Source organism: Devosia marina (genome assembly GCF_009758415.1).
Lineage (GTDB): Bacteria > Pseudomonadota > Alphaproteobacteria > Rhizobiales > Devosiaceae > Devosia > Devosia marina.
The window spans coordinates 1,449,968-1,475,021 of sequence record NZ_WQRF01000001.1 but is presented as its reverse complement, the minus strand read 5'-3'; the positions used below and the strand labels follow the sequence as shown (position 1 = coordinate 1,475,021).

The 25,054-nt window shown below is 61.4% G+C and carries 24 protein-coding genes; 9 read left to right on the top strand and 15 right to left on the bottom strand.

What is annotated here, in order from left to right:
• Window positions 1-123: 123 nt before the first annotated feature.
• On the bottom strand, window positions 124-1,065 hold the full coding sequence (locus GO014_RS07120; RefSeq protein ID WP_157289644.1) for a nucleoside hydrolase: 942 nt from the start codon (window positions 1,063-1,065) through the stop codon (window positions 124-126).
• Window positions 1,066-1,209: 144 nt separating this feature from the next.
• Here GO014_RS07120 and GO014_RS07115 point away from each other — a divergent pair, with 144 nt between their 5' ends.
• The 8 genes from GO014_RS07115 (at window position 1,210) to glgX (ending at window position 15,693) form a co-directional block, all read left to right on the top strand.
• Window positions 1,210-2,460, top strand: coding sequence for an AI-2E family transporter (locus tag GO014_RS07115; protein WP_157289643.1), 1,251 nt, complete (start codon window positions 1,210-1,212; stop codon window positions 2,458-2,460).
• Between the two features lie 86 nt (window positions 2,461-2,546).
• Window positions 2,547-4,403 carry a monovalent cation:proton antiporter-2 (CPA2) family protein gene (locus GO014_RS07110; RefSeq protein WP_157289642.1) on the top strand — a complete coding sequence of 619 codons (1,857 nt, stop codon included), beginning with the start codon at window positions 2,547-2,549 and terminating at the stop codon, window positions 4,401-4,403.
• A gap of 97 nt (window positions 4,404-4,500) precedes the next feature.
• Window positions 4,501-6,972 (top strand): glycogen/starch/alpha-glucan phosphorylase, encoded by a 2,472-nt coding sequence (locus tag GO014_RS07105; RefSeq protein WP_157289641.1) that lies wholly within the window; start codon window positions 4,501-4,503, stop codon window positions 6,970-6,972.
• A gap of 98 nt (window positions 6,973-7,070) precedes the next feature.
• The gene (gene glgB, locus GO014_RS07100; protein ID WP_425482056.1) at window positions 7,071-9,272 is read left to right on the top strand and encodes a 1,4-alpha-glucan branching protein GlgB; all 2,202 of its coding nucleotides are present in this window, start codon (window positions 7,071-7,073) and stop codon (window positions 9,270-9,272) included.
• A 57-nt stretch (window positions 9,273-9,329) separates the two neighbouring features.
• Complete coding sequence (glgC, locus tag GO014_RS07095; protein WP_116588219.1) at window positions 9,330-10,601, top strand: glucose-1-phosphate adenylyltransferase; 1,272 nt, start codon at window positions 9,330-9,332, stop codon at window positions 10,599-10,601.
• Complete coding sequence (gene glgA / locus GO014_RS07090; protein WP_343030849.1) at window positions 10,601-12,061, top strand: glycogen synthase GlgA; 1,461 nt, start codon at window positions 10,601-10,603, stop codon at window positions 12,059-12,061. The genes glgC and glgA overlap by 1 nt, the downstream gene beginning before the upstream one ends.
• Window positions 12,042-13,676, top strand: a complete 1,635-nt coding sequence (locus GO014_RS07085; protein ID WP_157289638.1) for an alpha-D-glucose phosphate-specific phosphoglucomutase — start codon at window positions 12,042-12,044, stop codon at window positions 13,674-13,676. The genes glgA and GO014_RS07085 overlap by 20 nt, the downstream gene beginning before the upstream one ends.
• Before the next feature lie 7 nt (window positions 13,677-13,683).
• Window positions 13,684-15,693, top strand: a complete 2,010-nt coding sequence (gene glgX / locus GO014_RS07080) for a glycogen debranching protein GlgX (protein WP_246204401.1) — start codon at window positions 13,684-13,686, stop codon at window positions 15,691-15,693.
• Here the strand turns inward: glgX and GO014_RS07075 are convergent.
• From GO014_RS07075 to GO014_RS07015, 13 genes are all read right to left on the bottom strand, one after another.
• Entirely contained in the window at window positions 15,690-16,085 is a 396-nt protein-coding gene (locus tag GO014_RS07075) for a GNAT family N-acetyltransferase (RefSeq protein ID WP_157289636.1), read from the bottom strand. The genes glgX and GO014_RS07075 overlap by 4 nt on opposite strands.
• A 65-nt stretch (window positions 16,086-16,150) precedes the next feature.
• Window positions 16,151-16,789, bottom strand: a complete 639-nt coding sequence (gene ureG / locus GO014_RS07070) for an urease accessory protein UreG (RefSeq protein ID WP_157289635.1) — start codon at window positions 16,787-16,789, stop codon at window positions 16,151-16,153.
• A gap of 19 nt (window positions 16,790-16,808) precedes the next feature.
• On the bottom strand, window positions 16,809-17,240 hold the full coding sequence (locus GO014_RS07065) for a DUF3995 domain-containing protein (RefSeq protein WP_157289634.1): 432 nt from the start codon (window positions 17,238-17,240) through the stop codon (window positions 16,809-16,811).
• Window positions 17,237-17,893: an urease accessory protein UreF gene (locus GO014_RS07060; protein ID WP_343030806.1), complete on the bottom strand. Its 657-nt coding sequence runs from the start codon at window positions 17,891-17,893 to the stop codon at window positions 17,237-17,239. Before GO014_RS07060 ends, GO014_RS07065 begins: the two co-directional genes overlap by 4 nt.
• Window positions 17,890-18,363: an urease accessory protein UreE gene (locus GO014_RS07055; protein ID WP_157289633.1), complete on the bottom strand. Its 474-nt coding sequence runs from the start codon at window positions 18,361-18,363 to the stop codon at window positions 17,890-17,892. Before GO014_RS07055 ends, GO014_RS07060 begins: the two co-directional genes overlap by 4 nt.
• A 6-nt stretch (window positions 18,364-18,369) precedes the next feature.
• Window positions 18,370-18,957 (bottom strand): hypothetical protein, encoded by a 588-nt coding sequence (locus GO014_RS07050; RefSeq protein WP_157289632.1) that lies wholly within the window; start codon window positions 18,955-18,957, stop codon window positions 18,370-18,372.
• Window positions 18,958-18,965: 8 nt separating this feature from the next.
• The gene (locus GO014_RS07045; protein WP_157289631.1) at window positions 18,966-19,388 is read right to left on the bottom strand and encodes an MliC family protein; all 423 of its coding nucleotides are present in this window, start codon (window positions 19,386-19,388) and stop codon (window positions 18,966-18,968) included.
• 109 nt (window positions 19,389-19,497) lie between these two features.
• On the bottom strand, window positions 19,498-21,207 hold the full coding sequence (gene ureC / locus GO014_RS07040) for an urease subunit alpha (protein WP_157289630.1): 1,710 nt from the start codon (window positions 21,205-21,207) through the stop codon (window positions 19,498-19,500).
• Window positions 21,208-21,324: 117 nt separating this feature from the next.
• Window positions 21,325-21,726 carry a hypothetical protein gene (locus GO014_RS07035; RefSeq protein ID WP_157289629.1) on the bottom strand — a complete coding sequence of 134 codons (402 nt, stop codon included), beginning with the start codon at window positions 21,724-21,726 and terminating at the stop codon, window positions 21,325-21,327.
• Between the two features lie 94 nt (window positions 21,727-21,820).
• Window positions 21,821-22,126, bottom strand: coding sequence for an urease subunit beta (locus GO014_RS07030; protein ID WP_157289628.1), 306 nt, complete (start codon window positions 22,124-22,126; stop codon window positions 21,821-21,823).
• 10 nt (window positions 22,127-22,136) lie between these two features.
• A complete protein-coding gene (locus GO014_RS07025; protein ID WP_157289627.1) occupies window positions 22,137-22,715 on the bottom strand; it encodes a HupE/UreJ family protein in 579 nt (192 codons plus the stop codon).
• 10 nt (window positions 22,716-22,725) lie between these two features.
• On the bottom strand, window positions 22,726-23,028 hold the full coding sequence (locus GO014_RS07020) for an urease subunit gamma (protein ID WP_157289626.1): 303 nt from the start codon (window positions 23,026-23,028) through the stop codon (window positions 22,726-22,728).
• 9 nt (window positions 23,029-23,037) lie between these two features.
• The gene (locus tag GO014_RS07015; RefSeq protein WP_157289625.1) at window positions 23,038-23,880 is read right to left on the bottom strand and encodes an urease accessory protein UreD; all 843 of its coding nucleotides are present in this window, start codon (window positions 23,878-23,880) and stop codon (window positions 23,038-23,040) included.
• A gap of 78 nt (window positions 23,881-23,958) precedes the next feature.
• Between GO014_RS07015 and GO014_RS07010 the strand changes: the two genes are divergently transcribed.
• Window positions 23,959-24,294, top strand: coding sequence for a hypothetical protein (locus tag GO014_RS07010; protein WP_116588233.1), 336 nt, complete (start codon window positions 23,959-23,961; stop codon window positions 24,292-24,294).
• A gap of 54 nt (window positions 24,295-24,348) precedes the next feature.
• Here GO014_RS07010 and urtE read toward each other — a convergent pair whose 3' ends face one another.
• Window positions 24,349-25,053 (bottom strand): urea ABC transporter ATP-binding subunit UrtE, encoded by a 705-nt coding sequence (gene urtE / locus GO014_RS07005; protein WP_157289624.1) that lies wholly within the window; start codon window positions 25,051-25,053, stop codon window positions 24,349-24,351.
• Window position 25,054: the final 1 nt, after the last annotated feature.

Below are 25,054 nucleotides of genomic sequence, written 5' to 3'. Positions count from 1 at the left end.
CAAATGACATGACTTTTCTCCCTGTTGTGTCGACCGTCGATTTCTTGTTCGCCGGTCCGATCACAGGGAGCTACGTGGTGTCTGTGAGGGCAGTTTCAGCCTCCACATCACGCTCGCGTGAAGTCAGGGCAGGCGGGCGAGGCGCTCAGTCAGCAGGGCATAGAAGCCGTCCGCGTCGCCGCTGCGGATCCAGTTGGCGTTGTAGCTGCGGCCGGTGACGTGCCAGAAATCGGCCACGGTCATGCCCATGGTCAGCTCGCTTGCCGTTTCGATGGTCACATTGCAGTGGCGGCCGTCAAACAGCTCGGGCTGCAACAGATAAGCGATGACTGTCGGATCATGCAGGGGCGCCCCGTCCCACCCGTATTTTTCGAGATCGAAAGTTTCCGAGAAGGTGAGCATGGCATGCACGGCCTCGCCCGACTGGTTGCCCAGCGCCTTGATGGCCTTGAGGCGCGCCGGGGTCGACTGGATCATGTGGGTGACATCGAGCGACAGGACGGTGATCGGGGCACCGCAGCGCATCACCACATCGGCGGCTTCGGGATCGACATAGATGTTGAACTCGGCCGCTGGGGTGATGTTGCCAACCTCGAAATAGGCCCCGCCCATCATCACGATTTCCTGGATGCGCTCGGCAATGGCGGGCTGCTTGACCAGCGCCATGGCGATGTTGGTCAAGGGCCCCAGCGTGCACAGGGTGATGGTCTTCGGCGCCGCGTTCATCAGGGTTTCGATGATGTAGTCAACGCCGTGCTGGGCCTGCAGCGGAATGGTAGGGTCGGGCAGGTCGGGACCGTTGAGGCCGGTTTCGCCGTGCACATGTTCGGCGGTGACAAGATGGCGGCGCATCGGGCGCGAACATCCGGCATAGACTGGAATTTCGGTGCGGCCGGACAGTTCGACGACCTTGCGGGCATTGATCGCATTCTGCGCCAGTCCGACATTGCCGGCCACCGCAACAATGCCCAGCACATCGAGCTCTTCGGGCGAAGCCAGGGCGAGGAGGATGGCGACAGCATCGTCCTGGCCGGGGTCGGTGTCGATAATGATCTTGCGGGACATGAAGGCTTCCAAAAGACTCAGGAGTTGATTTTGGGCGGGACCTTATCCAAGGCCGTGGGCGCGGTCGATGCACCAACTGGTCGCGGCGGAACGAAAGCTGTTCGAGGCGCGTTTTTGCAGTTCCTCCCAGTTGCGGAAACCCAAATGCGCCACCCCCCAGCCGGCCTTCCTGCCGATGTCGATCAAAGCCAGTTCGAGCGCGTGCTGAACAATGCTGCGCGCCTGGCCGTTGTCGGCATTGGATTTGCTGTGCTGCTGACGGTATTGCAGGCGGGGCAAGTGTTTCTTGCACCGGTTACGCTGGCAATCGTCGTCGGCCTGATGTTTGGGCCGGTGGCTGACCGGGTGGAAAGCTGGAGTGTGCCGCCAGCGCTTTCCGCTGGCGTCGTGGTGTTGCTTCTGCTTACGGTTATCGCAGGGTTTGCGACACTGTTCGCGGTGCCGCTGAGCGAATGGGTGGCGCGGGCGCCCTTGATCTGGGAGAAGCTGCAGGCGCAACTGGCCAATCTCAGGGAGCCGCTTGAATCGATAGGCCAGTTTCAGGAGCAGTTGACTTCTGTTCTCGGCACCGATGGGGCCATGTCGGTGCAGGTTGAAGATGCCAGCACGGTGACCGGGGTGGCCATGCTGGCCCCGGCGGCGTTGGCACAGGTGGCGATTTTCCTGGCGAGCCTCTATTTCTTTGTAGCCACGCGCGACCATATCCGTACCTCGGTGCTTTCCATGTGCGTCACCCGGCGCATGCGCTGGCGCACGGCCCATGTGTTCCGCGATGTCGAACTCAAGGTCAGCCGGTTTTTGCTGTCGGTCACACTGATTAATCTGTGCGTCGGCACTGCGGTGTCGATTGCCATGTGGGTCATCGGGATGCCCTCGCCGCTCTTGTGGGGCGCAATGGCTGCAGTGCTCAACTATATCCCTTATGTGGGCCAGGCGATCATGGTCACGGTGTTGATCGCAGTGGGCCTGGGGACGCAGACCGAGCTCTGGCAGATCCTGTTGCCGGTCGCCTGCTATGCGGGGATCAATTTCGTCGAAGGTCAGATCTTCACGCCGCATTTCATCGGCCGATCGTTGACGCTCAATCCGTTCATCATTTTTCTCTCGATTACCTTCTGGATCTGGGCCTGGGGCCCGGTTGGCGGGCTCGTGGCGGTGCCAACCCTGCTGATTGCCCAGTCGGTCATTGCCCATGCCCTGCCCAGCAAGCCCGTGGCGCCCCGCACGCCGGTGCGCCGTACGCGCCAGATGAGCGACCGTGACGAGTTGCTGGCCAATGCCGCTCAGGCGATAGCCGAGAAGCGCCGGGACGAAGATAGCGAGGCCCGCAGGCAAGAGCGGGAAGAGCCGCCCCAAGGTACGGGACCAACCGGGGTCGAGCCCTCCACCAGCTAGAAAGCTGCCATCCGCTCCCAAGCGCTTGACGGCATCGGTCTGACACACCAGTGTCCAGCCAATTAGCGGCAACGGGGGGACAGGCCATGGCAGGTGAAGTAGCGGCCCATGCGGCAGAGGCAGCCCATCACGGTCTCGACCTTGTTCCTGTCGTTGCCTTGCTGGCAGCAGGAGCCATCGCGGTTCCAATATTTCGGCGAATCGGTCTCGGTTCGGTGCTTGGCTACCTGGCTGCTGGCCTGCTGCTTGGGCCTTCGGGCATCGGCCTGATCTCCGATCCTGCTTCGGTCCTGCACGCGGCCGAACTGGGCGTGGTGCTGTTTCTCTTCATCATCGGGCTGGAAATGGAGCCGAGCCGGCTCTGGTCCCTACGCCAGCAGATCTTTGGACTGGGCGTCATTCAGGTCGCGGTCTGTGGCGGGCTGTTGACAGGCATCGGCGTGTTGCTGGGCTTTGCGCCGGCGGTAGCTTTTGTCTTCGGCATGGGCTTCGTGCTGACCTCGACCGCCATTGTCATGCAGATCCTGGGCGAACGCGGTGAACTGGCGACGCCCGGCGGGCAGAAAATGGTGTCGGTGCTGCTGCTCGAGGATCTCGCCATTGTTCCTTTGCTGGCCGTTGTCACATTGATGGCGCCCTCCACCGGCGATGTCAGCATGACGGCCCGGCTGATTTCCTTCGGTGCCGCCGTCGGCGCCATATTGCTGCTGATCTTTCTTGGTCGCCGGATCATGAACCCCTTCTTTGGTCTGCTGGCCCAGGCCAAGGTGCGCGAGGTCATGACAGCGGCGGCGCTGCTGGTGGTGCTGGGCGCAGCCTTGCTGTTCCAAGTCAGCGGGTTGTCGATGGCAATGGGCGCGTTCCTCGCCGGCGTGCTGCTGTCGACCTCCGCATTCAAGCACCAGCTTGAGGCCGATGTGGAGCCCTTTAGGGGTCTGCTTCTGGGCCTGTTCTTCCTGGCCGTCGGCATGTCGCTCGACCTGTCCGTGGTCGGTGAGAACTGGGGCCTCATCGCCATCAGCGTGGTGACCTACATGCTGGTCAAGGCGGTCGCGATTTATGTCATTGCGCGGGTGCTGAAATCCGACCACGGTGAAGCACTGGAGCGTGCCGTATTGATGGGGCAGGGCGGCGAATTCGCCTTCGTGCTCTACACCACCGCCGCCACCAGTGGCCTGATCGATGCGCCCACCAATGCGATCTTCACCGCAACAGTGATCATCTCGATGGTGATCACGCCCTTTGCCATCATCGGCATGCGCTATCTGATGCCGAAAGTGGAGCAGTCCATGGATGGCGTGGAAGAGGCCCACGAAATGAGCGGCAAGGTGCTGATCATCGGCTTTGGCCGCTTCGGGCAGATCGTCAGCCAGCCGCTGCTGGCCCTCAAACATACTGTGTCTATTATCGACAACGATACGGACATGATCAGGGCCGCGGCGCAGATCGGCTTCAAGGTCTATTATGGCGACGGGACGCGGCTCGACATCCTCCGGGCGGCCGGTGCGTCGACGGCAGACCTGATCTTGATCTGCACCGATCAGCGCGAACAGACTACGCGGATTGCCGAATTGCTGCGGGACGAGTTTCCCTTGGCACGTGTGATGGCACGTGCCTTCGACCGGTCGCATGGCATCGAGTTGGTGCGAGCAGGGGTGGAATACCAGCTACGCGAGACATTTGAGTCGGCGATCGCCTTTGGTGGCACCGCGATCCGGATGCTTGGTGCAACCGATGAAGAGGCCGATGAGGTCATCGAGGGTGTGCGCAGCCGCGACCGGCAGCGTTTCGAGCTGCAACTGGGTGGCGAGGATTGGCGCAACCTGACCCAATTGCTGATCAGCAATGCCCGGGATCAGGCGCGTGAGGGCGGCGTTTCCATCGCCGAGGAGGCGGCGGAGGCCGCTGCAAGCCAGTCCGCCGAACATGCGCGGGGCAGCTAGTCACCAATGAAATAATCGGGGGCTTTCCCCTGCATAAATTAAGTGCAACACTGTACCTATTCTGAGGGGAACATCGATATGAACACTGGATTGCGAGATGCCGCAAAAGCCGATCGTTTACGATGCGCCCACGCCCGAACCCCGCGCGATAACAGTTGAGGCGATTCAGGCCGAGATCCTTGAAAAGCTGATCTATTCGGTCGGCAAGGATCCGATTGTCGCTCGACCGCATGACTGGCTGCGCGCCACTATTCTGGTGGTGCGCGACCGGATCATGGACCGCTGGATGGAGAGTTCGCGCGAGACATGGCGAACCTCGAACAAGCGGGTCTATTACCTCAGCCTTGAGTTCCTCATCGGGCGGCTAATGCGCGATGCGATGAGCAATGTCGGGCTGATGCAGCCGGTTGCCGAGGCGCTGAAAAACCTCGATGTCGATCTGGGCGATTTGATCAATCTCGAGCCAGACGCTGCACTGGGCAATGGTGGCCTGGGGCGTCTGGCCGCCTGTTTCCTTGAATCCATGTCCTCGGTGGAAATCCCAGCCTATGGCTATGGTATTCGCTACGTGCATGGCCTGTTCCGGCAGGAAATGAGCGAAGGCTGGCAGGTCGAACTGCCCGAGGACTGGCTGGCACACGGCAATCCCTGGGAATTCGAGCGCCGCGAGAGCGCCTATGAAGTCGGGTTTGGCGGCCATGTCGAACCGGTCACGGATCCGGACGGCGAGGTGCGTCAGGAATGGCGGCCGAATGAGCATTTGCTGGCCGTGGCCTTTGATACGCCGATTGTCGGGTGGCGCGGGGCGCGGGTGAATACGCTCCGTCTCTGGAGCGCACAGCCCATCGACCCGATCCTGCTCGACAAGTTCAATTCCGGTGACCATATCGGGGCGCTCGAAGAAAGCGCCAAGGCCGAAGCCATTACTCGCGTGCTCTACCCGGCAGACTCGACAGCGGCGGGGCAGGAACTGCGCTTGCGCCAGGAGTTCTTCTTCTCCTCGGCCTCACTGCAGGACATCGTCCGCCGCCATCTGCAGCAATATGGCGATCTGGGGTCGCTGGCCGACAAGGTGGCGATTCAGCTCAACGATACGCATCCGGCCATCTCCGTGGCCGAGCTGATGCGCATTCTGGTCGATGACAACGGGATCAAATGGGCCAAGGCCTGGCAGATCACCAAGGGCACGTTCGGCTATACCAACCACACCCTGTTGCCCGAAGCGCTGGAAAGCTGGCCAGTGGCCCTGCTCGAACGCCTGCTGCCGCGCCATATGCAGATCGTCTATCAGATCAATGCCGATGTTTTGGCCGAAGCGCGCAACAAGGCGAAGTTCTCCGACCAGCAGATCGCCAATGTGTCGCTGATTGACGAGCATGGCGGGCGCCGCGTGCGGATGGGCCAACTGGCCTTTGTCGGGTCGCACTCGATCAATGGCGTTTCGGCGCTGCATACCGAACTGATGAAGCAGACGGTGTTTGCCGATCTGCATCGGCTCTATCCCGATCGCATCAACAACAAGACCAATGGCATCACCCCGCGGCGCTGGCTGATGCAGTGCAACCCGACGCTGACGCGATTGGTGTCGGACCGGATCGGGCCCGAATTTCTCGACGATATCGATAAGCTGCAACAGCTTTTGCCTCATGCCGAGGATCCCAGCTTCCAGAAGCAGTTCGCCGAGGTTAAGCTCAAGAACAAGAAAGTGCTGGCCAAGCTTATCAAGGATCGGCTGAACATCACCGTGGCCCCTGATGCCATGTTCGATGTGCAGATCAAGCGCATCCACGAATACAAGCGGCAATTGCTCAACATCATTCACGCCGTGGCGCTTTATGATGAGATCCGCGCCCATCCGGAAAAGGAATGGGTGCCGCGGGTCAAGATCTTCGCGGGCAAGGCGGCGCCGAGTTACTGGAACGCCAAGCTGATCATCAAGCTTATCAACGACGTGGCGCGGGTCATCAACAACGATCCGGCGGTGCGTGGCCTGCTCAAGGTGGTGTTCCTGCCCAACTACAATGTGAGCCTGGCCGAGGTCATCGTGCCGGCGGCGGATCTGTCGGAACAGATATCGACCGCGGGCATGGAAGCCTCAGGCACCGGCAACATGAAGTTCATGGCCAATGGCGCCATCACCATCGGTACCATGGATGGGGCCAATGTGGAGATGCACAAGGAGGTGGGCGACAAGAACATCGTCATCTTCGGACTGACCACGGACGAGGTGGATGACAAGCGGGCCCGTTCGGAAGTGCCGCGTGCGGCAATCGATAGGTCGCCACGTCTGCGTGAGGCACTGGATTCCATCTCCACTGGTGTGTTCTCTCCGGATGATCCGCATCGCTATCGTGATCTGATTGGCGGGCTCTACGACCATGACTGGTTCATGGTGGCGCGGGACTTCGATGCCTATGTCGCGGCGCAGGCCAAGGTCGATGCCATCTGGCGCGACAAGAAGAAGTGGACGGCCATGGCCATCCGCAACACTGCGAGCGTGGGCTTTTTCTCGTCGGACAGGACGATCCGGCAATATGCAGAAGATATCTGGGGCGTGTCCACGTCCTAGAGCGCAAGCGCGCGCGGTCGCACCTGACGCAAGATCAGCATTGCGCGCAGAGTTTTTGTTGGGCCGGCCGGGATGATTTGGCAGGTCATTGGGGGAGCGTGAGAGTGAGTGTGAGCAAGGAAAGCTGGCAGGCCGATGAGCGGGAAATCGAAGCCATTGTGGCCGGGCGCCACAGCAATGCCTTTGCCTTTCTGGGTCTGCACGAGGTTGCAGGACACTGGGTTCTGCGGGCCTTCGTGCCCCACGCGGACACGCTGAATGCCTTTACACTCGACGGCACGCCACTCAGGCACATGATCCCACGCCATAAGGGCGGGTTCTTTGAGGCCAAGGTGGACATCACCGAGCGGCAGCCGATCCGCTATGAGGCTAAAAATGCCGGAGGAAGCTGGACGGTCTATGATCCCTATTCCTTCGGTCCGGTGCTCGGGCCGATGGACGACTACTACATCGGCGAAGGCAGCCATTTGCGGCTGTTCGACAAGATGGGCGCCCACGAAATGGAATTCGAGGGCATTCACGGCACCCATTTTGCGGTCTGGGCGCCAAATGCGCAGCGCGTGTCCGTTGTCGGGCCTTGGAATGATTGGGATGGACGGCGCCACCCGATGCGCAATCGCCAGGGCATCTGGGAAGTGTTCATCCCGGTGCTGGGGACTGGCACCATCTACAAGTACGAGATCGTCGGGCCGAATGGGCAGGTGCTTCCCTTGAAGGCGGACCCGTATGCCCGGCAGGCCGAGATGCGGCCGCGAACCGCTTCGGTGGTTCCCGATCCGACGCCATTCACCTGGACTGACCAAAAATACATGGAAGAACGCGCAACGCGCGACTGGCGACGCACGCCCATGTCCATCTACGAAGTGCATCTGGGCTCGTGGCGACGACGCCCCGACGGCAGCTTCATGTCCTATGACCAGCTTGCCGAGCAGCTCGTGCCCTATGCGGCCGATATGGGGTACACCCACCTCGAACTGATGCCGATCTCCGAGCATCCCTTCGATCCGAGCTGGGGCTATCAGCCAACCGGGCTTTATGCCCCGACGGCGCGGTTTGGCGATCCGGCCGGGTTCGCGCGACTGGTCAATGCGGCTCATGAGGCGGGGCTGGGGGTGATCCTGGATTGGGTGCCGGCGCATTTCCCGACGGACGAGCATGGCCTGTCGCATTTCGACGGCACCGCGCTCTATGAGCATGAAGATCCGCGCCAAGGTTTTCATCCAGACTGGAACACGGCGATTTACAATTTCGGGCGCAAGGAAGTTTCGGCCTACCTCACGAACAATGCACTGTTCTGGTTCGACCAGTTCCATATCGACGGCCTACGGGTCGATGCGGTCGCCTCGATGCTCTATCTCGACTATTCGCGGCAACCGGGCGAATGGGTGCCCAACCAGCATGGCGGTAACCAGAACCTGGAGGCAGTGGCCTTTCTGCAGCGGGTCAATGCGGAGGTCTATCGACAATTCCCGGGTGCCTTCATGATCGCCGAGGAGTCGACTTCGTGGCCCGGCGTCAGCGCCCCCACCTATGCGGGAGGGCTGGGCTTTGGTTTCAAGTGGAACATGGGTTTCATGAACGACACCCTGCGGTTCATGAGCCGGGAAACCATCCATCGCCGGTTCCACCACAACGACATGACCTTCGGGCTGATGTACGCGTTCAGTGAGAATTTCGTATTGCCGCTAAGCCATGACGAGGTGGTGCACGGCAAGGGCGCGCTGCTTTCAAAAATGCCGGGAGACGACTGGCAGCAATTCGCCAATCTGCGCGCCTATCTGGCCTTCATGTGGGGCCATCCGGGCAAGAAACTGCTGTTCATGGGCCAGGAATTCGCGCAGCGCGAGGAATGGTCAGAGAGCCAGGCGCTCGACTGGTATCTGCTCGACGCGCCAAGCCATGAAGGCATGCGGCGGCTGGTGGCCGACCTCAATGCGGCCTATCGCAGCCTGCCTGCGCTTTATGACCGCGATTGCGAGCCGGAGGGCTTCGAGTGGGTGATCGGCAATGATCAGGCCAATTCCGTGCTGGCTTGGCTGCGCAAGGCGCCGGATGCCGATCCGGTGCTGGTGATCTCCAATTTCACGCCAGTGCCACGCAGTCACTACAAGGTACCGCTGCCCAAAGCCGGGCGCTGGGTGGAGCGGATCAATACCGATGCCGGTTGGTATTCCGGTGGCAACACCGGCAATCAGGGCGCGGTCGTTGCCAAAGCTGTCGAGGGGCAGCACTGGCCGGCCGAGGCGGAAGTCTACCTGCCGCCATTGGCAACACTGTTTTTGAAGTATGAGCCGGCCTGAGGCGGCTCGGGTGAGATAAGACCCGGCAGAAGCCGGGCTCAAGCGGAGGGAAATAATATGGCTGACTATCGAGTACCATCGCCGCTGGCGCGTGAAGCCATGGCCTATGTGCTGGCGGGAGGGCGCGGTACGCGTCTGATGGAACTGACCGACCGGCGTGCCAAGCCGGCGGTGTATTTTGGCGGCAAGTCGCGCATCATCGACTTTGCGCTTTCCAATGCCATCAATTCGGGCATTCGCCGTATCTCAGTGGCCACGCAATATCAGGCGCATTCCCTGATCCGCCACTTGTCGCGCGGGTGGAACTTCCTCAGGCCCGAGCGCAATGAGAGCTTTGACGTGCTGCCGGCCAGCCAGCGGGTGCGCGAGGACATGTGGTATGCCGGCACCGCCGATGCGGTGTACCAGAACATGGACATCATCGAGGATTCCGGCGCCCGCTATATCGTCATCCTGGCGGGCGACCACATCTACAAGATGGACTACGAAATCATGCTCCGCCAGCATGTGGATACGGGCGCGGACGTCACCATCGGGTGCCTCGAAGTCCCGCGCATGGAAGCTACAGGCTTCGGCGTGATGCATGTCGATGGCCGCGATCGGGTGGTTGATTTCGTAGAAAAACCCAAGGACCCTCCGGGCATTCCGGACAAGCCCGACATGGCGCTGGCCTCAATGGGCATTTATGTATTCGAGACGCGCTTCCTGATGGAGCAGCTCAAGCGCGATGCGGCGACCGAGGGGTCCAATCGCGACTTCGGCAAGGACATCATCCCCTATATCGTCAAGAACGGGACTGCCTGGGCGCACCGCTTCCCGCGCTCCTGCGTGCGCTCGAGCAATGAAGAAGTCAGCTATTGGCGCGATGTGGGCACGATCGACGCCTATTGGAAAGCGTCCATCGACCTGACCGACATCAAGCCACAGCTCGATCTTTATGATCGTGACTGGCCGATCTGGACCTATGCCGAGATCACGCCACCTGCCAAATTCGTACACGACTTTGATGGGCGCCGCGGCTCTGCCGTCAACTCGCTGGTTTCGGGCGATTGCATCATTTCGGGCGGGCATTTGCAGCGTACGCTGCTTTCCACTGGCAGCCGGGTGCACTCCTATTCAATGCTCGAGGAAGCGGTGGTGCTGCCCTATTGCGATGTCGGGCGTAATGCGCGGCTGAAGAAGGTTGTTATCGATCGCGGCGTCAATATCCCCGAGGGCCTGGTGGTGGGCGAAGACCCTGAATTTGACGCAAAATGGTTCCGCCGGTCCGACGAAGGCGTGACGCTGATAACCCAGGCCATGATCAATAAATACCTGGCGGATCGATGATCGAAGTTCTCTCGGTTGCATCCGAAATCTATCCGCTGATCAAGACCGGCGGCCTGGCCGATGTGGCCGGGGCGCTGCCCGGTGCCCTTGGTGAATCCGGGGTGACCATGCGCACCCTGGTGCCAGGCTATCCGGCCGTCACCGCCAAGATGTCCGGTGGACGGGAAGTGGCACGGTTCGACGATCTGTTCGGCGTGCCCGCGCGGCTGATTGCGGGGCGGGTGGAAGGGCTTGATCTGATTGTGCTCGACGCCCCTTCGCTCTATGAGCGGCCGGGCAATCCCTATATGGGGCCGGAGGGATGGGACTGGCCGGACAACTGGAAACGCTATGCGGCGTTGAGCTGGGTGGCGTCTGAACTGGGACTAGGTCTGGTAGAAGGCTATCGGCCCCAGGTCATCCATGCCCATGACTGGCAGGCCGGACTCGTGCCCGCCTATGTCAAATTCGGTCCGTCCTCCAACATCAAGACGGTGATGACCGTCCACAACATGGCCTTCCAGGGCACGTTCGGGGCCGAAATCTTCGCACAGCTCAAATTGCCGGCGCATGCCTTCTCCATGGAAGGCGTCGAATATTATGGCGGCGTGGGCTATCTCAAGGCGGGGGTGGAGTGCGCCGACGTGGTGACCACCGTATCACCCACCTATGCCGCCGAAATCCGCACCCCGGAATTCGGCATGGGGCTCGAAGGTCTTCTAAACAATCGCTCGACGACGGTGCACGGGGTGCTCAACGGCATCGACATGAATGCCTGGAATCCGGCGACAGATCCGGCGCTGGCGCAGACCTATACGGCCGGCACCATGCAGGGGCGCCTCGTCAATAAGCGCGCCGTGCAGGAGGCGTTCGGACTGGAACCTCTGGACGGGCCGCTTTTCGCAGTGGTCAGCCGGCTGACCTGGCAGAAGGGCATCGATCTGCTCGCCGCCAATATCGAGCTGATCGTAGAATCCGGGGCACAATTGGCGGTGCTTGGCTCTGGCGATACGGAGCTTGAAAACGCCATTCGCAGTGCGGCCAAGGCCCATCCAGGCAAGGTCGGGCTGGTCACCGGCTACAACGAAGAGCTCAGCCATCTGGTGCAAGGCGGCGCCGATGTGATGATGGTGCCCTCCCGGTTCGAACCGTGCGGGCTGACCCAGCTTTATGCGCTGCGTTATGGTTGCGTGCCTTTGGTCAGCCGGGTTGGTGGGCTCAACGACACGATTATTGATGCCAACGTCGCGGCGATTCAGGCCGAGGTGGCGACGGGGGTGCAGTTTGCGCCGCCCAGCGAAACAGCATTGGCCGACGCGATCCGGCGCATGCTGGCGCTCTATGCCGATGTAAAATCATGGAAGAAAATGCAGAGGCGGGGGATGAAGTCGGATGTGAGCTGGGAAACCAGCGCCAACCGCTATGCCCAGCTCTATGCCTCGTTGATCGGATATTCGACAGATGACAGCCAAGACGATTGAGACAACGCCTTATAAGGACCAGAAACCCGGCACCTCTGGCCTGAGGAAGCGGGTGCCTGTTTTCAGTCAGCCCAATTATGTCGAGAACTTCATCCAGTCGATCTTCGACAGCCTGGAGGGCTTTGGCGGCCAGACACTGGTGATCGGCGGGGATGGCCGGTTTTATAATGATGTTGCCATCCAGAAGGCCATTCGCATCGCTGCCGCCAATGGCTTTGGCAAGGTGCTGGTGGGGCAGGGTGGTATTCTCTCCACCCCAGCGGCCAGCAATATCATCCGCCATTACAAGGCTTTCGGTGGGCTAGTGCTATCCGCCAGCCACAACCCGGGCGGGCCGGATGGCGATTTTGGCATCAAATACAATGTGGGCAATGGTGGGCCTGCGCCCGAAAGGATCACCGATGCGGTCTATGCGCGAACCCAGGTGATTGACAGCTACAAGACGCTCGACACGCCCGATATCGACCTCAATCTGATTGGCACGCAGCAAGTCGGCGGCATGGTGGTCGAGGTGATCGATTCGGTTGCCGACTATGCGGCGCTGATGAAGAGCTTGTTCGACTTCGACGCCATCCGCGGGCTGTTCGCCAGCGGCTTCCGCATGACGTTCGACGCCATGCATGCCGTGACCGGCCCCTACGCCCACGCCATTCTCGAAGGCATGCTTGGGGCGCCCAAGGGCACCGTCGTCAACGGCACGCCTTCGCCCACCTTCAACAACGGGCATCCGGACCCGAACCTGGTCTATTGCAAGGACATGCACGACCTGCTGATGACCCCGGACGGCCCCGATTTCGGCGCGGCATCCGATGGTGATGGCGACCGCAATCTGATCATTGGCAAGAACCGCTTCGTGACGCCTTCGGACTCGCTGGCGCTCTTGGCGGCAAATGCGCATTTGGCGCCGGGCTACAAGCAAGGCATTGCCGGCATTGCCCGCTCCATGCCGACCAGTGCGGCTGCAGATCGCGTGGCTGAAAAGCTCGGCATTGAGATGCATGAGACACCGACAGGCTGGAAGTTCTTCGGCAATCTGCTCGATGCCGGCCGCGTCACCATTTGCGGCGAGGAAAGCGCGGGCACCGGCTCAAGTCATGTGCGTGAGAAAGACGGGCTCTGGGCGGTGCTGCTGTGGCTCAACATCCTGGCGGTTCGCAAGCAGAGCGTCGATGAGATCGTGCGCGAACACTGGAAGATTTATGGCCGCAACTACTATACGCGGCACGATTATGAAGAGGTCGATGCGGCCATTGCCAGCAAGCTGGTCGAGGATCTGCGGGCGCAATTGCCGAGCCTGCCCGGCAGGATTTTCGAGGATGACCTGCAGGTCGCCTTCGCGGACGACTTCACCTATCACGACCCGATCGATGGCTCGACCAGCGCCAAGCAGGGCATCCGCATCGGGTTCACCGATGGATCCCGAATCGTCCTGAGACTGTCTGGAACCGGCACGGTAGGCGCCACGCTGCGGCTCTACCTTGAACGCTATGAGGCCAGCGATGGACGCCATGATCTCGATACCCAGCTCGCTCTCGAGCCCCTGATCGGGATCGCCGAGGCCCTCGCAGGGGTCAAATCCAGAACCGGGCGAGATGCCCCCAGCGTCATCACCTAGGTTCGCCTTGTCCTCCACGCCAGCATTGGTGCCCCTTGGCGGGCACACGGACCATCTGGGCGCCACCGCTACGGCGGAGGGCGTCAATTTTGCCGTCTATTCGGAAAGCGCGAGCGCGATCTGGGTGTGCCTGTTCGACGAGCAGGACAAGGAGATCGAGCGGTTCGAGCTGGACATGCACCAAGACAATGTGCATGCCGGGCTGATTGCCAATATCGGACCGGGCGCGCGCTATGGGCTGCGGGCCGATGGACCCTATGATCCGGACCAGGGCTATTTCTTCGATCCGAACAAGCTTTTGGTCGATCCATATGCGCGCCATCTGGATCGGGTGTTCGTGCGCTCGCCGCGCCTGAGGCTGGCGCGCGAGGACGCGGTGGATACCGCCGAGCTGGTGCCCAAGGCCATCGTGCCGGGCGGCGGCAATGACCTCGCTCAACCGCGAAAGAAGGTGCCGGGTCTTTATTACGAACTCAATGTGCGCGGGTTCACCATGCGGCATCCCAGCGTACAAGGGCCGCTGCGCGGGACCGTAGCTGGGCTGACGACGCGGCGGGTGATCGATCATTTCAAGCATCTGGGTGTCGACGCCGTTCAACTCATGCCAACGGCGGCCTGGATCGACGAGGGACACCTGCCCCAGCTCGGTCTCACCAATGCCTGGGGCTACAACCCGGTGGCCTATTTCGCGGTGGATCCGCGACTGGCCCCGCGCGGGCCGCAGGAATTGCGGGTGATGACCGACGCCTATCGAAAGGTCGGCATCGCAGTGATCCTGGACGTGGTCTACAACCACACCGGCGAGGGCGACAGCGAGGGCCCGATCCTCTCGATGATGGGGTTGGACCCGCAAACCTATTATCGCTGGGTCGAGGTGGATGGCAAAAAGCGCCTGGTCAACGATACGGGTACCGGCAATACGCTGCGTTGTGACCATCCCGCCGTACAGCGCCTGGTGATCGAAAGCCTGCGCTATTATGTCGAGGAGCTCGGGGTTTCCGGATTCCGCTTTGATCTGGCGACCATTCTGGGTCGCGACCCGGGGTTCAACCCGGAAGCCGAGATGCTGGAAAAGATCAAGGCCGATCCGGTGCTGAAAAAGGCGATCCTGGTCGCCGAGCCCTGGGATCCTGGTCCGGGCGGCTATGGGTTGGGAAAGTTCGGCAAGGAATTTGCCGAGCACAACGATACCTACCGCGATGAAATCCGCGCCTTCTGGAAAGGCGAGAACGGCAAGATTGGCGCGCTGGCCGGCAAGGTGTCGGGTTCAGCCGAAATCTTCGATGTTGCGGGCCGCAAGCCCAGCGCCGGGGTCAACATGCTGGCCGTGCATGACGGGTTCACCCTGCGTGACCTGGTCAGCTATCACGACAAGCACAACGAAGCGAATGGCGAGCACAACCGAGATGGCCACAACCATAATTCCTCATGGAATTGCGGGGTTGAGGGCGAAACAGATGACGAAGCGATCAACCATGCCCGCAAGCGCGATGTTCGGGCGCTGCTGGCCACACTGTTCCTCTCGCGTGGCACCCCGCTGATCCAGCAGGGCGACGAGATGTATCGCACCCAGCAGGGCAATAATAACGCCTATGCCCAGGACAACGAGATCACTTGGGTCGACTGGGAGAATGGCGACGGCGCGCTGGTGGATTTCGTCGGAGCGCTGAAGAGTTTCCGCAAGGCGCATCCGGCGGTCAGCCATGACCACTGGCTGACCGGCCAGGATCGCAATGGTGCTCGCGATGTCATGTGGCTGCACCCGGATGGACGCGAAATGACCGTAGCGGACTGGAACGACAGCGGCGCCTCGGTGCTGGGCATGCATCTGAGGCACAAGGACGATGAGGTGCTGGTCTGGTTCAACCGTCGCGTCGAGCCGGTGGTGGCGCGTCTGCCAGAAGGGGAATGGGCTGTCGGCATCCAGTCCGACCAGTCATTCGAGGTCGCCTTCACTGAAGGCACGGCAACCCTGCCGCCGCGATCCGTGGTGGCATTGGTGCGGCCCAGGGCCTAGCTCTCCACCTCGAACATGCCGTGACGCGCATAAAAGCGCTGCGCCGCTCTGTTGGCCCGTTCTACCTTTAGGTCGGCATGCAGATGCCCGCGCTCGCGCAGCAACGAAAAGGCGCATGTCAGCAGCGCAGAGCCGAGACCGCGGTTTTGTGCGTCGGGATGCACGACGATGTCCTTGACGAAGCTGCTGGACCAGCATTGGACAAGTCCCAGCGGTTCCTGATCGGCATTGGCGGCAATAATCACCAGCGCAGGGTCGAATTCGGTGTCGTCCACCAGTGGCCACCACCATTGGTCGAACGACCCGACCGCGCCGCCGCCTTCGCCATAGGCGAGCACGAGCAGGCGGTGGAGGTCAGCCGGCCTGCTGCGCCATAGTGGTAGCCATTCCACGCCCGGCGGGAGTCCGGACGGCACCATTGGTTCTGCGAGAGATCGTCTCAGGCGGACGAAGTCGCTCACGCTTGTTCCGCTGCCTCCGCCACGAAGCCACCGTGCTTCTCAATAAAGCCGATGATGTGGTCGAGGCTTTCGCGGCGCAGCAGGTCGGTGAAGACATAGGGCCGGCCTTCGCGCACCTTCTGCGTGTCGCTCTCCATCACTTCGAGGCTGGCGCCGACATAGGGCGCCAGGTCGGTGTGGGTGATGACCAGGAGGTCGGAGCGGGAAATCGCGGGGCCGCCCTTGCGCGGGATCTTTTCGCCCTGCGCGACCGAAATCACATAGATGGTGAGGTCTGCCAGATCGGGCGAGAAGGTGGCCGCCAGATTGTCACCGCCGCTCTCGATCAGCACGATGTCCAGATCGGGAAACTTTCGGTTCAGATCGTCAATGGCGGCCAGGTTCAGCGAAGCGTCTTCGCGAATGGCGGTGTGCGGGCAACCGCCGGTTTCGACGCCGACAATGCGGTCCTCGGAAATCGCCTGAACGCGCGACAGGATCAGCGCGTCTTCCTGAGTGTAGATGTCATTGGTGACCACGGCCATGGAATAGCGGTCGCGCATGGCCTTGAGCAGCATTTCACACAAGGTGGTCTTGCCCGAGCCGACTGGCCCGCCAATGCCGATGCGCAGGGGTCCGTTGAGGCTCTTGGACATGACTTGCTCCATATGTGTTTCAGACGAGACGCAGATAGATAAGTGCCAGGAAGCCCAGCCCCAGGAACAGGCAGAGCGGGGAATAGACCCGGCGGTCATTGAGACGGAAATTGGGTTCGGGGGTCAGCCCCGCCCACCAGGGTGTATAGCCGATGATGCCGCGGGCCAGGAACACGGCAGCGAAGCCGAAACCGGCCAGATTGAGCAGCCATCCGCCGCTGTCGTGATCGGCCAGAGCCAGGGCGAAGCAACCGGCGGTGAAGGTGGCTACGGCGACGGCGAGCGAAGCCAGTCTGGGTGGCATGCGCTCGATGTCCTTGAAGCCCGCCACGGTCTGGGCCAGCAGTTTCTCGTCGCGGATCGGCCAGGTACGGCCGAAGGCCCACATCAGATGGGCAATCGACACGGCGAACAGGCCGATGAACATGAAGGAGGCGAAAAGCATGCTCATGACCGGAAAATCCTCGTTCTCAGCGTTTCGTGCTGCATCTGCGCAATATCTGCGCCATAGGCCACGCTGCCAATATCGTCCAGTGCGGCATGAAGGCACAGATCGGCCATATGCGCGATGCCCGGCTCGAACGCCGCCATGATGGCGAGGCCGTCAGCCTGCCCGATGGGCACGAGGCGCACGGCGACCGACACCTGACTATGGACCGTCGTGGCGAGAAAGGCGATCAGCGTATCACGGCGCTCAATGCCATGAGCACCAGCCAATGCGCCAACGGCGATGGGGTAGGGGCAGGGCTCGGGCAGCGGCACAGGCGTTGCGGCCGGCCATGCCGCACTGGCGAGCACGAAGGCGTTGCCGGTGATGGTGGTTTCGGCGTGCCGCTCATGGGCGGCGGTCAAGGCGAGGCAGAGATCGGCCAGTTCAGCCAGCTTTGCCTTGTCGGCATGAGCTCTGTGGGCATGGGCGAGCAGGATCGCGTCGGTCTTGAGGCTGCCGTGATGCAGCACGCCGGAAATCCAGTCTTGGGTGGTCGCACGGTCGGACACTGTGCCCTGCGCAATAGCGGTCTCAAGACCGGCGGACCAGGCAAAGGCCCCGACCGGGAAGGCCGGTGACATCCAGGTCAGCAGCTTTTGCAGATCGGCGCTCACTTGCGGTTCAACAGCGCATGGCCACCATCGCCATGGGCGTGGGCATGATAGGCGCCATGCTCTGCAAAGAAGGGTTCGGTGACATTTGCGACGCCCGCGCCCAGACCTTCCAGCATGGTCTTGAGGACGTGGTCGCGCTTGATCAGGATGCGATCGGGCTCCAGTTGCGCCGGGGTGTGGCGATTGCCGATATGCCAGGCGAGGCGCAGCAAGTGTCCGGGATCCCGGGCGCGAATTTCGTAGAGCGGTTCCTGGGCCGCCAGCACGCTGACCAACTCACCACTCTCCAGTTCCAGCGCCCCCATGTGGTCGAGGGTCACGGTCGCGGGAAAATCCACCATGACTTCCGTGCCTTTGGCCCCGGTGAGCAGCTTGCGCCGCAGCCTGCGCTCGTCATGGGCCAGGGTGATGGTGTCGATGATCGGGGACTTGCCGTGATCGGCGGGCAAATGGGCAGTGGCTCGGAACATGGGGAACTAACTGATCGTGGTGAAGAAACGGAAAATGAGGAAGAGTTGGTAGGTGATGTGCACTCCAACGATGGACAGGTGCAGGCGCCGGTCGGCATAGCGCCAGGCGAAGATACATAGCGCCAGTCCTACCGGAACCTGGCCAAAATAGCTCCAGTCGAACCGGCTCCAATGGGCCTGGCCCTTGATCAGCGTATCGATGGTGTCGAGGATGAAGGTTGCACCCAAAAGGCCAAAAAACCAATGACGACGCTTGAGGAAGAAGTCCTCATAGCCCTTGTACTCGGAGACGCTATCGGGGGAGAGCAGGGCCGCGATCAGGAAGAGGGTGATGGCATAGGTCAGGATGAACAGGACAATGCCGAAATTCCAAATCTCCACCCTGTGCAGCGCAAATTCCCACCACCAGAACAACACCAGCTCGAGCAGCATCGAGCCGATCCAGAGCATGTGCAGGGCAGAAATCTTGCCACGATGGGGATGCTGGATGATTCCGGCAACGGTCATCAGCAGCCTGGTAATACCCAGGCCGATAACCGTGCCCATGACGATGCGCACATGCGGAAACAGTTCGGCGGAGATTGCTGGGTCCATGCCAGCGGTCAGGGTGTGTTGTTGGCTTCGGTGCAGGTGACGAGCGGCTCGGCGTCCTCGTCCTGCATCAGGTCACGCAGGGTGGCTTCGCCCTGATGGCTCCACCATTCATAGGGCCCCGAAACATAGCGCGCACCGGAGGCTGAAAGCGTGGTTGCAAAGACCAGGCTCTGGCCTTCGACCGGTACAATGGCCAGGAAATTGGGGGCGGCGTTGATATAGTGTACGGTCAGAACCTGCTGATCCTCACAAAGATAGCTAACCGTGCGCCGCTCGATATCGCTCTGGCTTTCGAGGGTCAATGTCAGGCTGGCCGACGCTGCAGGCACTGTCGGCACAGTGGCGAGGGTCGTGACCTCGGCCTGGGCGAAAGCCGCAAGAGGGACGAACAGGGAAAAACCGATGACAAGCATCGCTCTGGGCGAGGGCATGAAACTGTCCTTTGGCAACAGGGAACGAACGGCAGTTATTGCACACCCATAATCATGGCGTTTGAAGGGAGTGACAATCGCTGCCGGTCGATCAGCCATGCCGATGTCGTCAGAAAAGGAAAAAGCGCTGCGCCATGGGCAGTACCGTTGCTGGCTCGCAGGTGAGCAATTCGCCGTCGGCGCGGACCTCATAGGTTTCGGGATGAACGTCGATCTCCGGGGTTGCCGTATTGAGCTTCATGGCCGCCTTGCCAATGCCGCCACGAGTATTGGATACGGGAAGCAATTGCTTGTCGACGCCGAGGCGGTTGCGCAGGCCCGCATCATGGGCGGCCTGGGAGATGAACACCACTGAGGAGCGGCTGACGAGCTTGCCATAGGCGCCAAACATGGGCCGGTAGTGCATGGGCTGGGGCGTCGGGATCGAGGCATTGGGGTCACCCATCGGTGCGGCAGCGATTGACCCGCCGAGCAACACCATGTCCGGTTTTACCCCAAAAAATGCGGGGTTCCAGAGCACCAGATCGGCCCGCTTGCCCACTTCGACCGAACCGATGTGCTGGCTTATGCCATGGGCAATGGCCGGGTTGATGGTGTACTTGGCGACATAGCGGCGGACGCGGAAATTGTCATTGTCGCCGGTTTCTTCCGGCAGGCGGCCGCGCTGGCGCTTCATCTTGTCCGCAGTCTGCCAGGTGCGGATCAGCACCTCGCCGACGCGGCCCATGGCCTGGCTGTCGGACGCGATAATGGAGAGGGCGCCCATATCGTGCAGGATATCTTCGGCGGCGATGGTCTCCTTGCGGATGCGGCTTTCGGCAAAGGCGACATCTTCGGGAATGGACTGGTCGAGGTGGTGGCAGACCATGAGCATGTCGAGATGCTCGGCGATTGTGTTGACCGTGTAGGGGCGGGTCGGATTGGTCGAGGAGGGAATGACATTGGGCAGGCCCGCAACCTTGAGGATGTCCGGAGCATGCCCGCCGCCTGCGCCCTCGGTGTGGAAGGCATGAATGGTGCGGTTTTTGAAGGCGCCGACGGTGTCTTCGACGAAACCGCTCTCATTGAGCGTATCGGTGTGGATCATCACCTGCACGTCGTAGTCGTCCGCGACCGAAAGGCAGTTGTCGATGGCCGCCGGGGTGGTGCCCCAGTCTTCGTGCAGTTTGAGGCAGGAGGCGCCCGAAAGGATCATTTCCTCGAGCGGGGCTGCAACGGCAGCGTTGCCCTTGCCGGCCAGGGCCAGGTTCATTGGGAAGGCGTCGAAGCTTTCGATCATGCGCTCGATATGCCAGGCGCCGGTGCAGGTGGTGGCCAGCGTCCCATGGGCAGGACCGGAGCCGCCGCCGAGCATGGTAGTGACCCCGCTCATCAGCGCTTCCTCGATCTGCTGGGGGCAGATGAAGTGGATGTGCGCGTCCATGCCACCCGCGGTGATGATCTTGCCTTCGCCGGCAATGGCTTCAGTCGAGGGTCCGATGATGATGTCGATATTGGGCTGGGTATCGGGATTGCCGGCCTTGCCGATGCCGGCGATCAAACCATTCTTGAGACCGATATCGGCCTTGTAGATGCCCGTGTGATCAACGATCAGCGCGTTGGTAATAACCGTGTCAACGGCGCCTTCCGCACGGGTGCGCTGGGATTGGCCCATGCCGTCGCGAATGACCTTGCCGCCGCCGAACTTGACCTCTTCGCCATAGGTGGTGAAATCCTTCTCCACCTCGATGAAGAGTTCGGTATCGGCGAGGCGGACGCGGTCACCCGTGGTGGGGCCATACATATCGGCGTAAGTGGCGCGAGAAATCCGTGCTGGCATGTCGTGTCCCGTTCGAATGGCCCGGAACAAAGGCTTCCCGGGCGTAACTTTGGCCTAAGGTGTCCGGACTGGCAAGAGTCCGGAACACGTTGTTCAAGCCAGTCGCGCCCAGCCCAATCAGTGCTTTGGACGGACCTGGCGGTATCTTGTTGCGGCCTGATCGATCAACTGGTCCACCAGCTTTTCGCCTGCCGCAATGTCGGCATCGTTGCGCTGGGTAAAGGCGACCAGCGAAACGCTCAGAAGCTGGATGGCGTAGGCCAGTTTGGTGCGGCCATCCTTGTGATATTCGTTGCCCCGCTTCTGGAAGCTCGCGAGCAACTCGTCATAGATGGCCGGGGTCATGCTCTGCTTGACCGCGACCCAGCTCTTCTGTTTCAGCGCATCGGACAACTCGACTGCCAGACCACCGATATGGGCCATGGCTTCCGGATCATCGATGCCGTTCTGCTGCAGATCCGCCACAACGGAAATGAAGCGTTGCTTGAACTGGGCTTCCTTGCTGGGTTCGGTGGTCATGGCGCGATCCTCTTTTTCGAGACGTGCCCTTTAACCAGCTTTCACCTGGCTGCGCCATGCCCCGCCGGGACAATATCGCGCCCGGCCACAGGGTTCAGAGATCTCCCATGATCTGTTGCCGAAAACCGAAAATGCGCCGGTCGCCTGAGATCGGCACCAGCCGAACCTCGCGCGCCTGACCGGGCTCGAAACGTACGGCCGTGCCCGCTGCGATATCAAGGCGCATGCCACGCGCCTTGTCTCGGTCAAAGCGGAGCCCCGCATTGGCTTCGAAGAAATGATAATGCGAGCCGACCTGGACCGGGCGGTCGCCGGTATTGGCGACCTCCAGCACGACCTGTTCGGCCCCGACATTGAGCTCAATGTCGCCGTTGGCAGGGATGACTTCTCCGGGGATCATGTCCATCTCCTCAGCCGCCGATTGCCAGATACAGACCGCCAAGCGCCGTCGCCGCACCGGCAAGACGGGTCAGGACCTTGCCGCTCGACCGCGCCAGCACCAGGCCGGCGCCAATGCCCGCCGCATGCAGGGCGGCAGTGGCGACGATAAAGCCAATGGCGAATTCCCAGGCGCCGGCGCCTCCCATTTCACCGCCATGGGCATGGCCGTGGAAGAAAGCGAAGAACCCGACCATGGCGGCGACCGCCGAAGAGGGAATCGGCAGGGCCAGCGCGATGGCCATGCCGATGAAGATCACCGAGGCCAGGATGACCGGTTCGACAAAGGGCAGGGGCATGCCGGCAATGGCTGCCGTAAAGCCCAGCGCCATGGTGCCGATAAAGGCCGTCGGCACCAGCCAGACTGCGCGGCCACCCTGCATCGCCCCCCAAAGACCAACCGCGACCATCGCCAGAATATGGTCGAGGCCAAGCAGGGGGTGGCTGAAGCCGGCGGCAATCGAACCATGTTCAGGCGGGTCGAGATGGGCAAAGGCCGGCAGGGTAGCGGCGATGGATATTGCCAGGGTCAGCAGGCTGCGCTTGAGCATTTGGGCCTCTTTATCGGATCGGCTGATGAACGGTGACGAGCTTGGTGCCGTCGGGGAATGTGGCTTCGACCTGCACGTCGTGGATCATTTCGGCGACGCCTTCCATGACCTGGTCGCGGGTGACGACATGGGCTCCGGCCTCCATGAGTTCGGAGACGGCGCGGCCATCCCGCGCGCCTTCCACAACGAAGTCGGTGATCAGCGCGATGGCTTCGGGATGGTTGAGCTTGACGCCGCGCTCAAGGCGCCGGCGCGCCACCATGGCGGCCATCGAGATCAGCAGTTTGTCTTTTTCGCGAGGCGTGAGATTCATCTTCCGGTCCTAAAGATGCCAGAGGCGGGGCAGGCTGCCCGCTGCGGTGAGTTCGAGCAAGACTGGTACGATCATGCGGCGCAGGGCAAGCCCGGTTGGCGCCATGGCACGTATGACCAGACGGGATTGGTTGACGCTGACGGCAATCGCCTGGTCCGCGGGCAGCATGGCGCGGACCCGGTCGCCGATGGCGCTGGCGCGGTCCGGCGTCGCGGCTATATGCAGCACGCTGGCGAAGGCCCTGTTTCCATTCAATAGCGAAAGGCTTTGCCGCTCCTCAGCGGTTGCGTGCAATTGGGTGGCCTCGGCGTGGACCAGTTGGCCATTGCGACGGATACGCCAATTGTCGCGCAGCAGGGCGTCGGCGGCATCCTCGCCCATGGCGTCCCGTCCCAGCAGCACCGCCTCGATCGCGGTCAGGGTGGCGCCTTCGTCCAGATCCACCTCCAGCCGGCGGTCGAGCTTGCTGGCAGCAAAGAGAATGGTTTCCTGGGGCAGCCAGTCGAGATGGCCGCCGGCGCCGACTTTCAGTCTAGTTTCCACGCGCCCGAAATCGCCGGTCGAGCGATAGCTGCGTTCGCAAGCCTGGGTGGTCAGGACCATGTGGCCATCCGGCGCCAGCTCGGCGCCCCAGAGCAGATGGTCGCCACCGGTTATGCCGCCCGCCGTGTTGATCAGCACGGCTTCCAGGCTGCTCGAATGGGTATTGGGCAGGCGAATCTTGCCACACCCTTCCTGGAACAAAGTGTCCAGGCGCGTGCGCTCGTCGACCTGCTTGGCCGTGATGCGCCCGATGCCGCGCGCGCGTTGCAATATCGGGCCGTTCACGATTTCCGCCTCGGCAAATTTCATTGCAACGATCCGGTGGGGTTGCCGTTGAGGGGGTGAGCAAGCGCTCTTTCAGAGATAATTTTCAAAAGGTTATACCAAATGACCATTAAGTCTGCACTTTCCGCCATCGCCCTTTCCGCCGGCCTGATCGCAACCCCCGCTTTTGCCCAGGGCATGATGATCGGCACCCAAACTGTTGCCGAAACCGATGTCGAGGCCGTTGCGGCCCGCTGCGCTGACCTGCAGCTTGCGGCCGAGACTGAATCCCTGTCCAGCACGGGCACTGACAACGATGACGACACCGCTGACGACTCTGTGGCGGGCAACGCTGCCATCAACAACGTCCCTGCCACCGATTCTGAAACGGCCACTTCCGTGGACCTTGGCATCATCACGCTTGCAGAATGTGAGGCCGATGGCTGGTTCGACATGTAATCGGATCACTTCGGTGTTAAAGGCGCCCGGCTTCGGCCGGGTGCTTTTTTGTGTCTAGACCATCAGGTGCTTGCGCACGTCGGGCAGGTCAAGGTCGCTGGCAGGGCCGGTATGCATGATCTCGCCGCGATCCATGACATAGATGTCGTCGGCAATTTCGCGGCAGAAATCGAGGAATTGTTCTACCAAAAGGATGGTCATGCCCTTCTCATCGCGCAGAAATTGCAGCGCGCGGCCGATATCCTTGATGATCGAAGGCTGAATGCCCTCGGTAGGCTCGTCGAGCACCAGCACCTTGGGCCGGGTGACCAGCGCGCGGCCAATGGCCAGTTGTTGCTGCTGACCGCCCGACAAGTCGCCCCCCCGACGGCCCAGCATGGATTTCAGAACCGGAAAGAGTTCAAAAATGTAGTCGGGAACGTTGCGCTCCGACCGTGCAAGCCCCGCATAGCCGGTCTCGAGATTCTCTTTGACGGTGAGCAGGGGGAAGATCTCGCGGCCCTGCGGCACATAGCCGATGCCCATGCGGGCACGCTTATAGGGTGGAGTTCTTTTGAGCACTTCCTCGCCAAAGGTGATGTCACCAGCAGATAGGTGATTGATACCGGTGATGGCCCGCAAGGTGGACGACTTGCCCACGCCATTGCGACCCAGCACGGCCGTGATCTTTCCCGGCTGGCAGGTGAGGGAGATGCCCTTGAGCGCCTGTGCGGCACCGTAGTGTAGGTCGATGGAATTGATTGAGAGTGCAGCTACCATT

Excerpts from the sequence above, each read along its gene's own strand:
- urtE (WP_157289624.1), bottom strand. The coding sequence starts at position 25,053 with ATGGTAGCTGCACTCTCAATCAATTCCATCGACCTACACTACGGTGCC.
- GO014_RS07020 (WP_157289626.1), bottom strand. The coding sequence starts at position 23,028 with ATGAATCTCACGCCTCGCGAAAAAGACAAACTGCTGATCTCGATGGCC.
- GO014_RS07010 (WP_116588233.1), top strand. The coding sequence starts at position 23,959 with ATGACCATTAAGTCTGCACTTTCCGCCATCGCCCTTTCCGCCGGCCTG.
- ureC (WP_157289630.1), bottom strand. The coding sequence starts at position 21,207 with ATGCCAGCACGGATTTCTCGCGCCACTTACGCCGATATGTATGGCCCC.
- ureG (WP_157289635.1), bottom strand. The coding sequence starts at position 16,789 with ATGTCCAAGAGCCTCAACGGACCCCTGCGCATCGGCATTGGCGGGCCA.
- GO014_RS07120 (WP_157289644.1), bottom strand. The coding sequence starts at position 1,065 with ATGTCCCGCAAGATCATTATCGACACCGACCCCGGCCAGGACGATGCT.
- GO014_RS07015 (WP_157289625.1), bottom strand. The coding sequence starts at position 23,880 with ATGAAATTTGCCGAGGCGGAAATCGTGAACGGCCCGATATTGCAACGC.
- GO014_RS07045 (WP_157289631.1), bottom strand. The coding sequence starts at position 19,388 with ATGCCCTCGCCCAGAGCGATGCTTGTCATCGGTTTTTCCCTGTTCGTC.
- GO014_RS07025 (WP_157289627.1), bottom strand. The coding sequence starts at position 22,715 with ATGCTCAAGCGCAGCCTGCTGACCCTGGCAATATCCATCGCCGCTACC.
- glgC (WP_116588219.1), top strand. The coding sequence starts at position 9,330 with ATGGCTGACTATCGAGTACCATCGCCGCTGGCGCGTGAAGCCATGGCC.
- GO014_RS07105 (WP_157289641.1), top strand. The coding sequence starts at position 4,501 with ATGCCGCAAAAGCCGATCGTTTACGATGCGCCCACGCCCGAACCCCGC.
- GO014_RS07085 (WP_157289638.1), top strand. The coding sequence starts at position 12,042 with ATGACAGCCAAGACGATTGAGACAACGCCTTATAAGGACCAGAAACCC.
- GO014_RS07065 (WP_157289634.1), bottom strand. The coding sequence starts at position 17,240 with ATGAGCATGCTTTTCGCCTCCTTCATGTTCATCGGCCTGTTCGCCGTG.
- GO014_RS07115 (WP_157289643.1), top strand. The coding sequence starts at position 1,210 with ATGCGCCACCCCCCAGCCGGCCTTCCTGCCGATGTCGATCAAAGCCAG.
- GO014_RS07030 (WP_157289628.1), bottom strand. The coding sequence starts at position 22,126 with ATGATCCCCGGAGAAGTCATCCCTGCCAACGGCGACATTGAGCTCAAT.
- GO014_RS07050 (WP_157289632.1), bottom strand. The coding sequence starts at position 18,957 with ATGGACCCAGCAATCTCCGCCGAACTGTTTCCGCATGTGCGCATCGTC.
- GO014_RS07035 (WP_157289629.1), bottom strand. The coding sequence starts at position 21,726 with ATGACCACCGAACCCAGCAAGGAAGCCCAGTTCAAGCAACGCTTCATT.
- GO014_RS07110 (WP_157289642.1), top strand. The coding sequence starts at position 2,547 with ATGGCAGGTGAAGTAGCGGCCCATGCGGCAGAGGCAGCCCATCACGGT.
- GO014_RS07055 (WP_157289633.1), bottom strand. The coding sequence starts at position 18,363 with ATGTTCCGAGCCACTGCCCATTTGCCCGCCGATCACGGCAAGTCCCCG.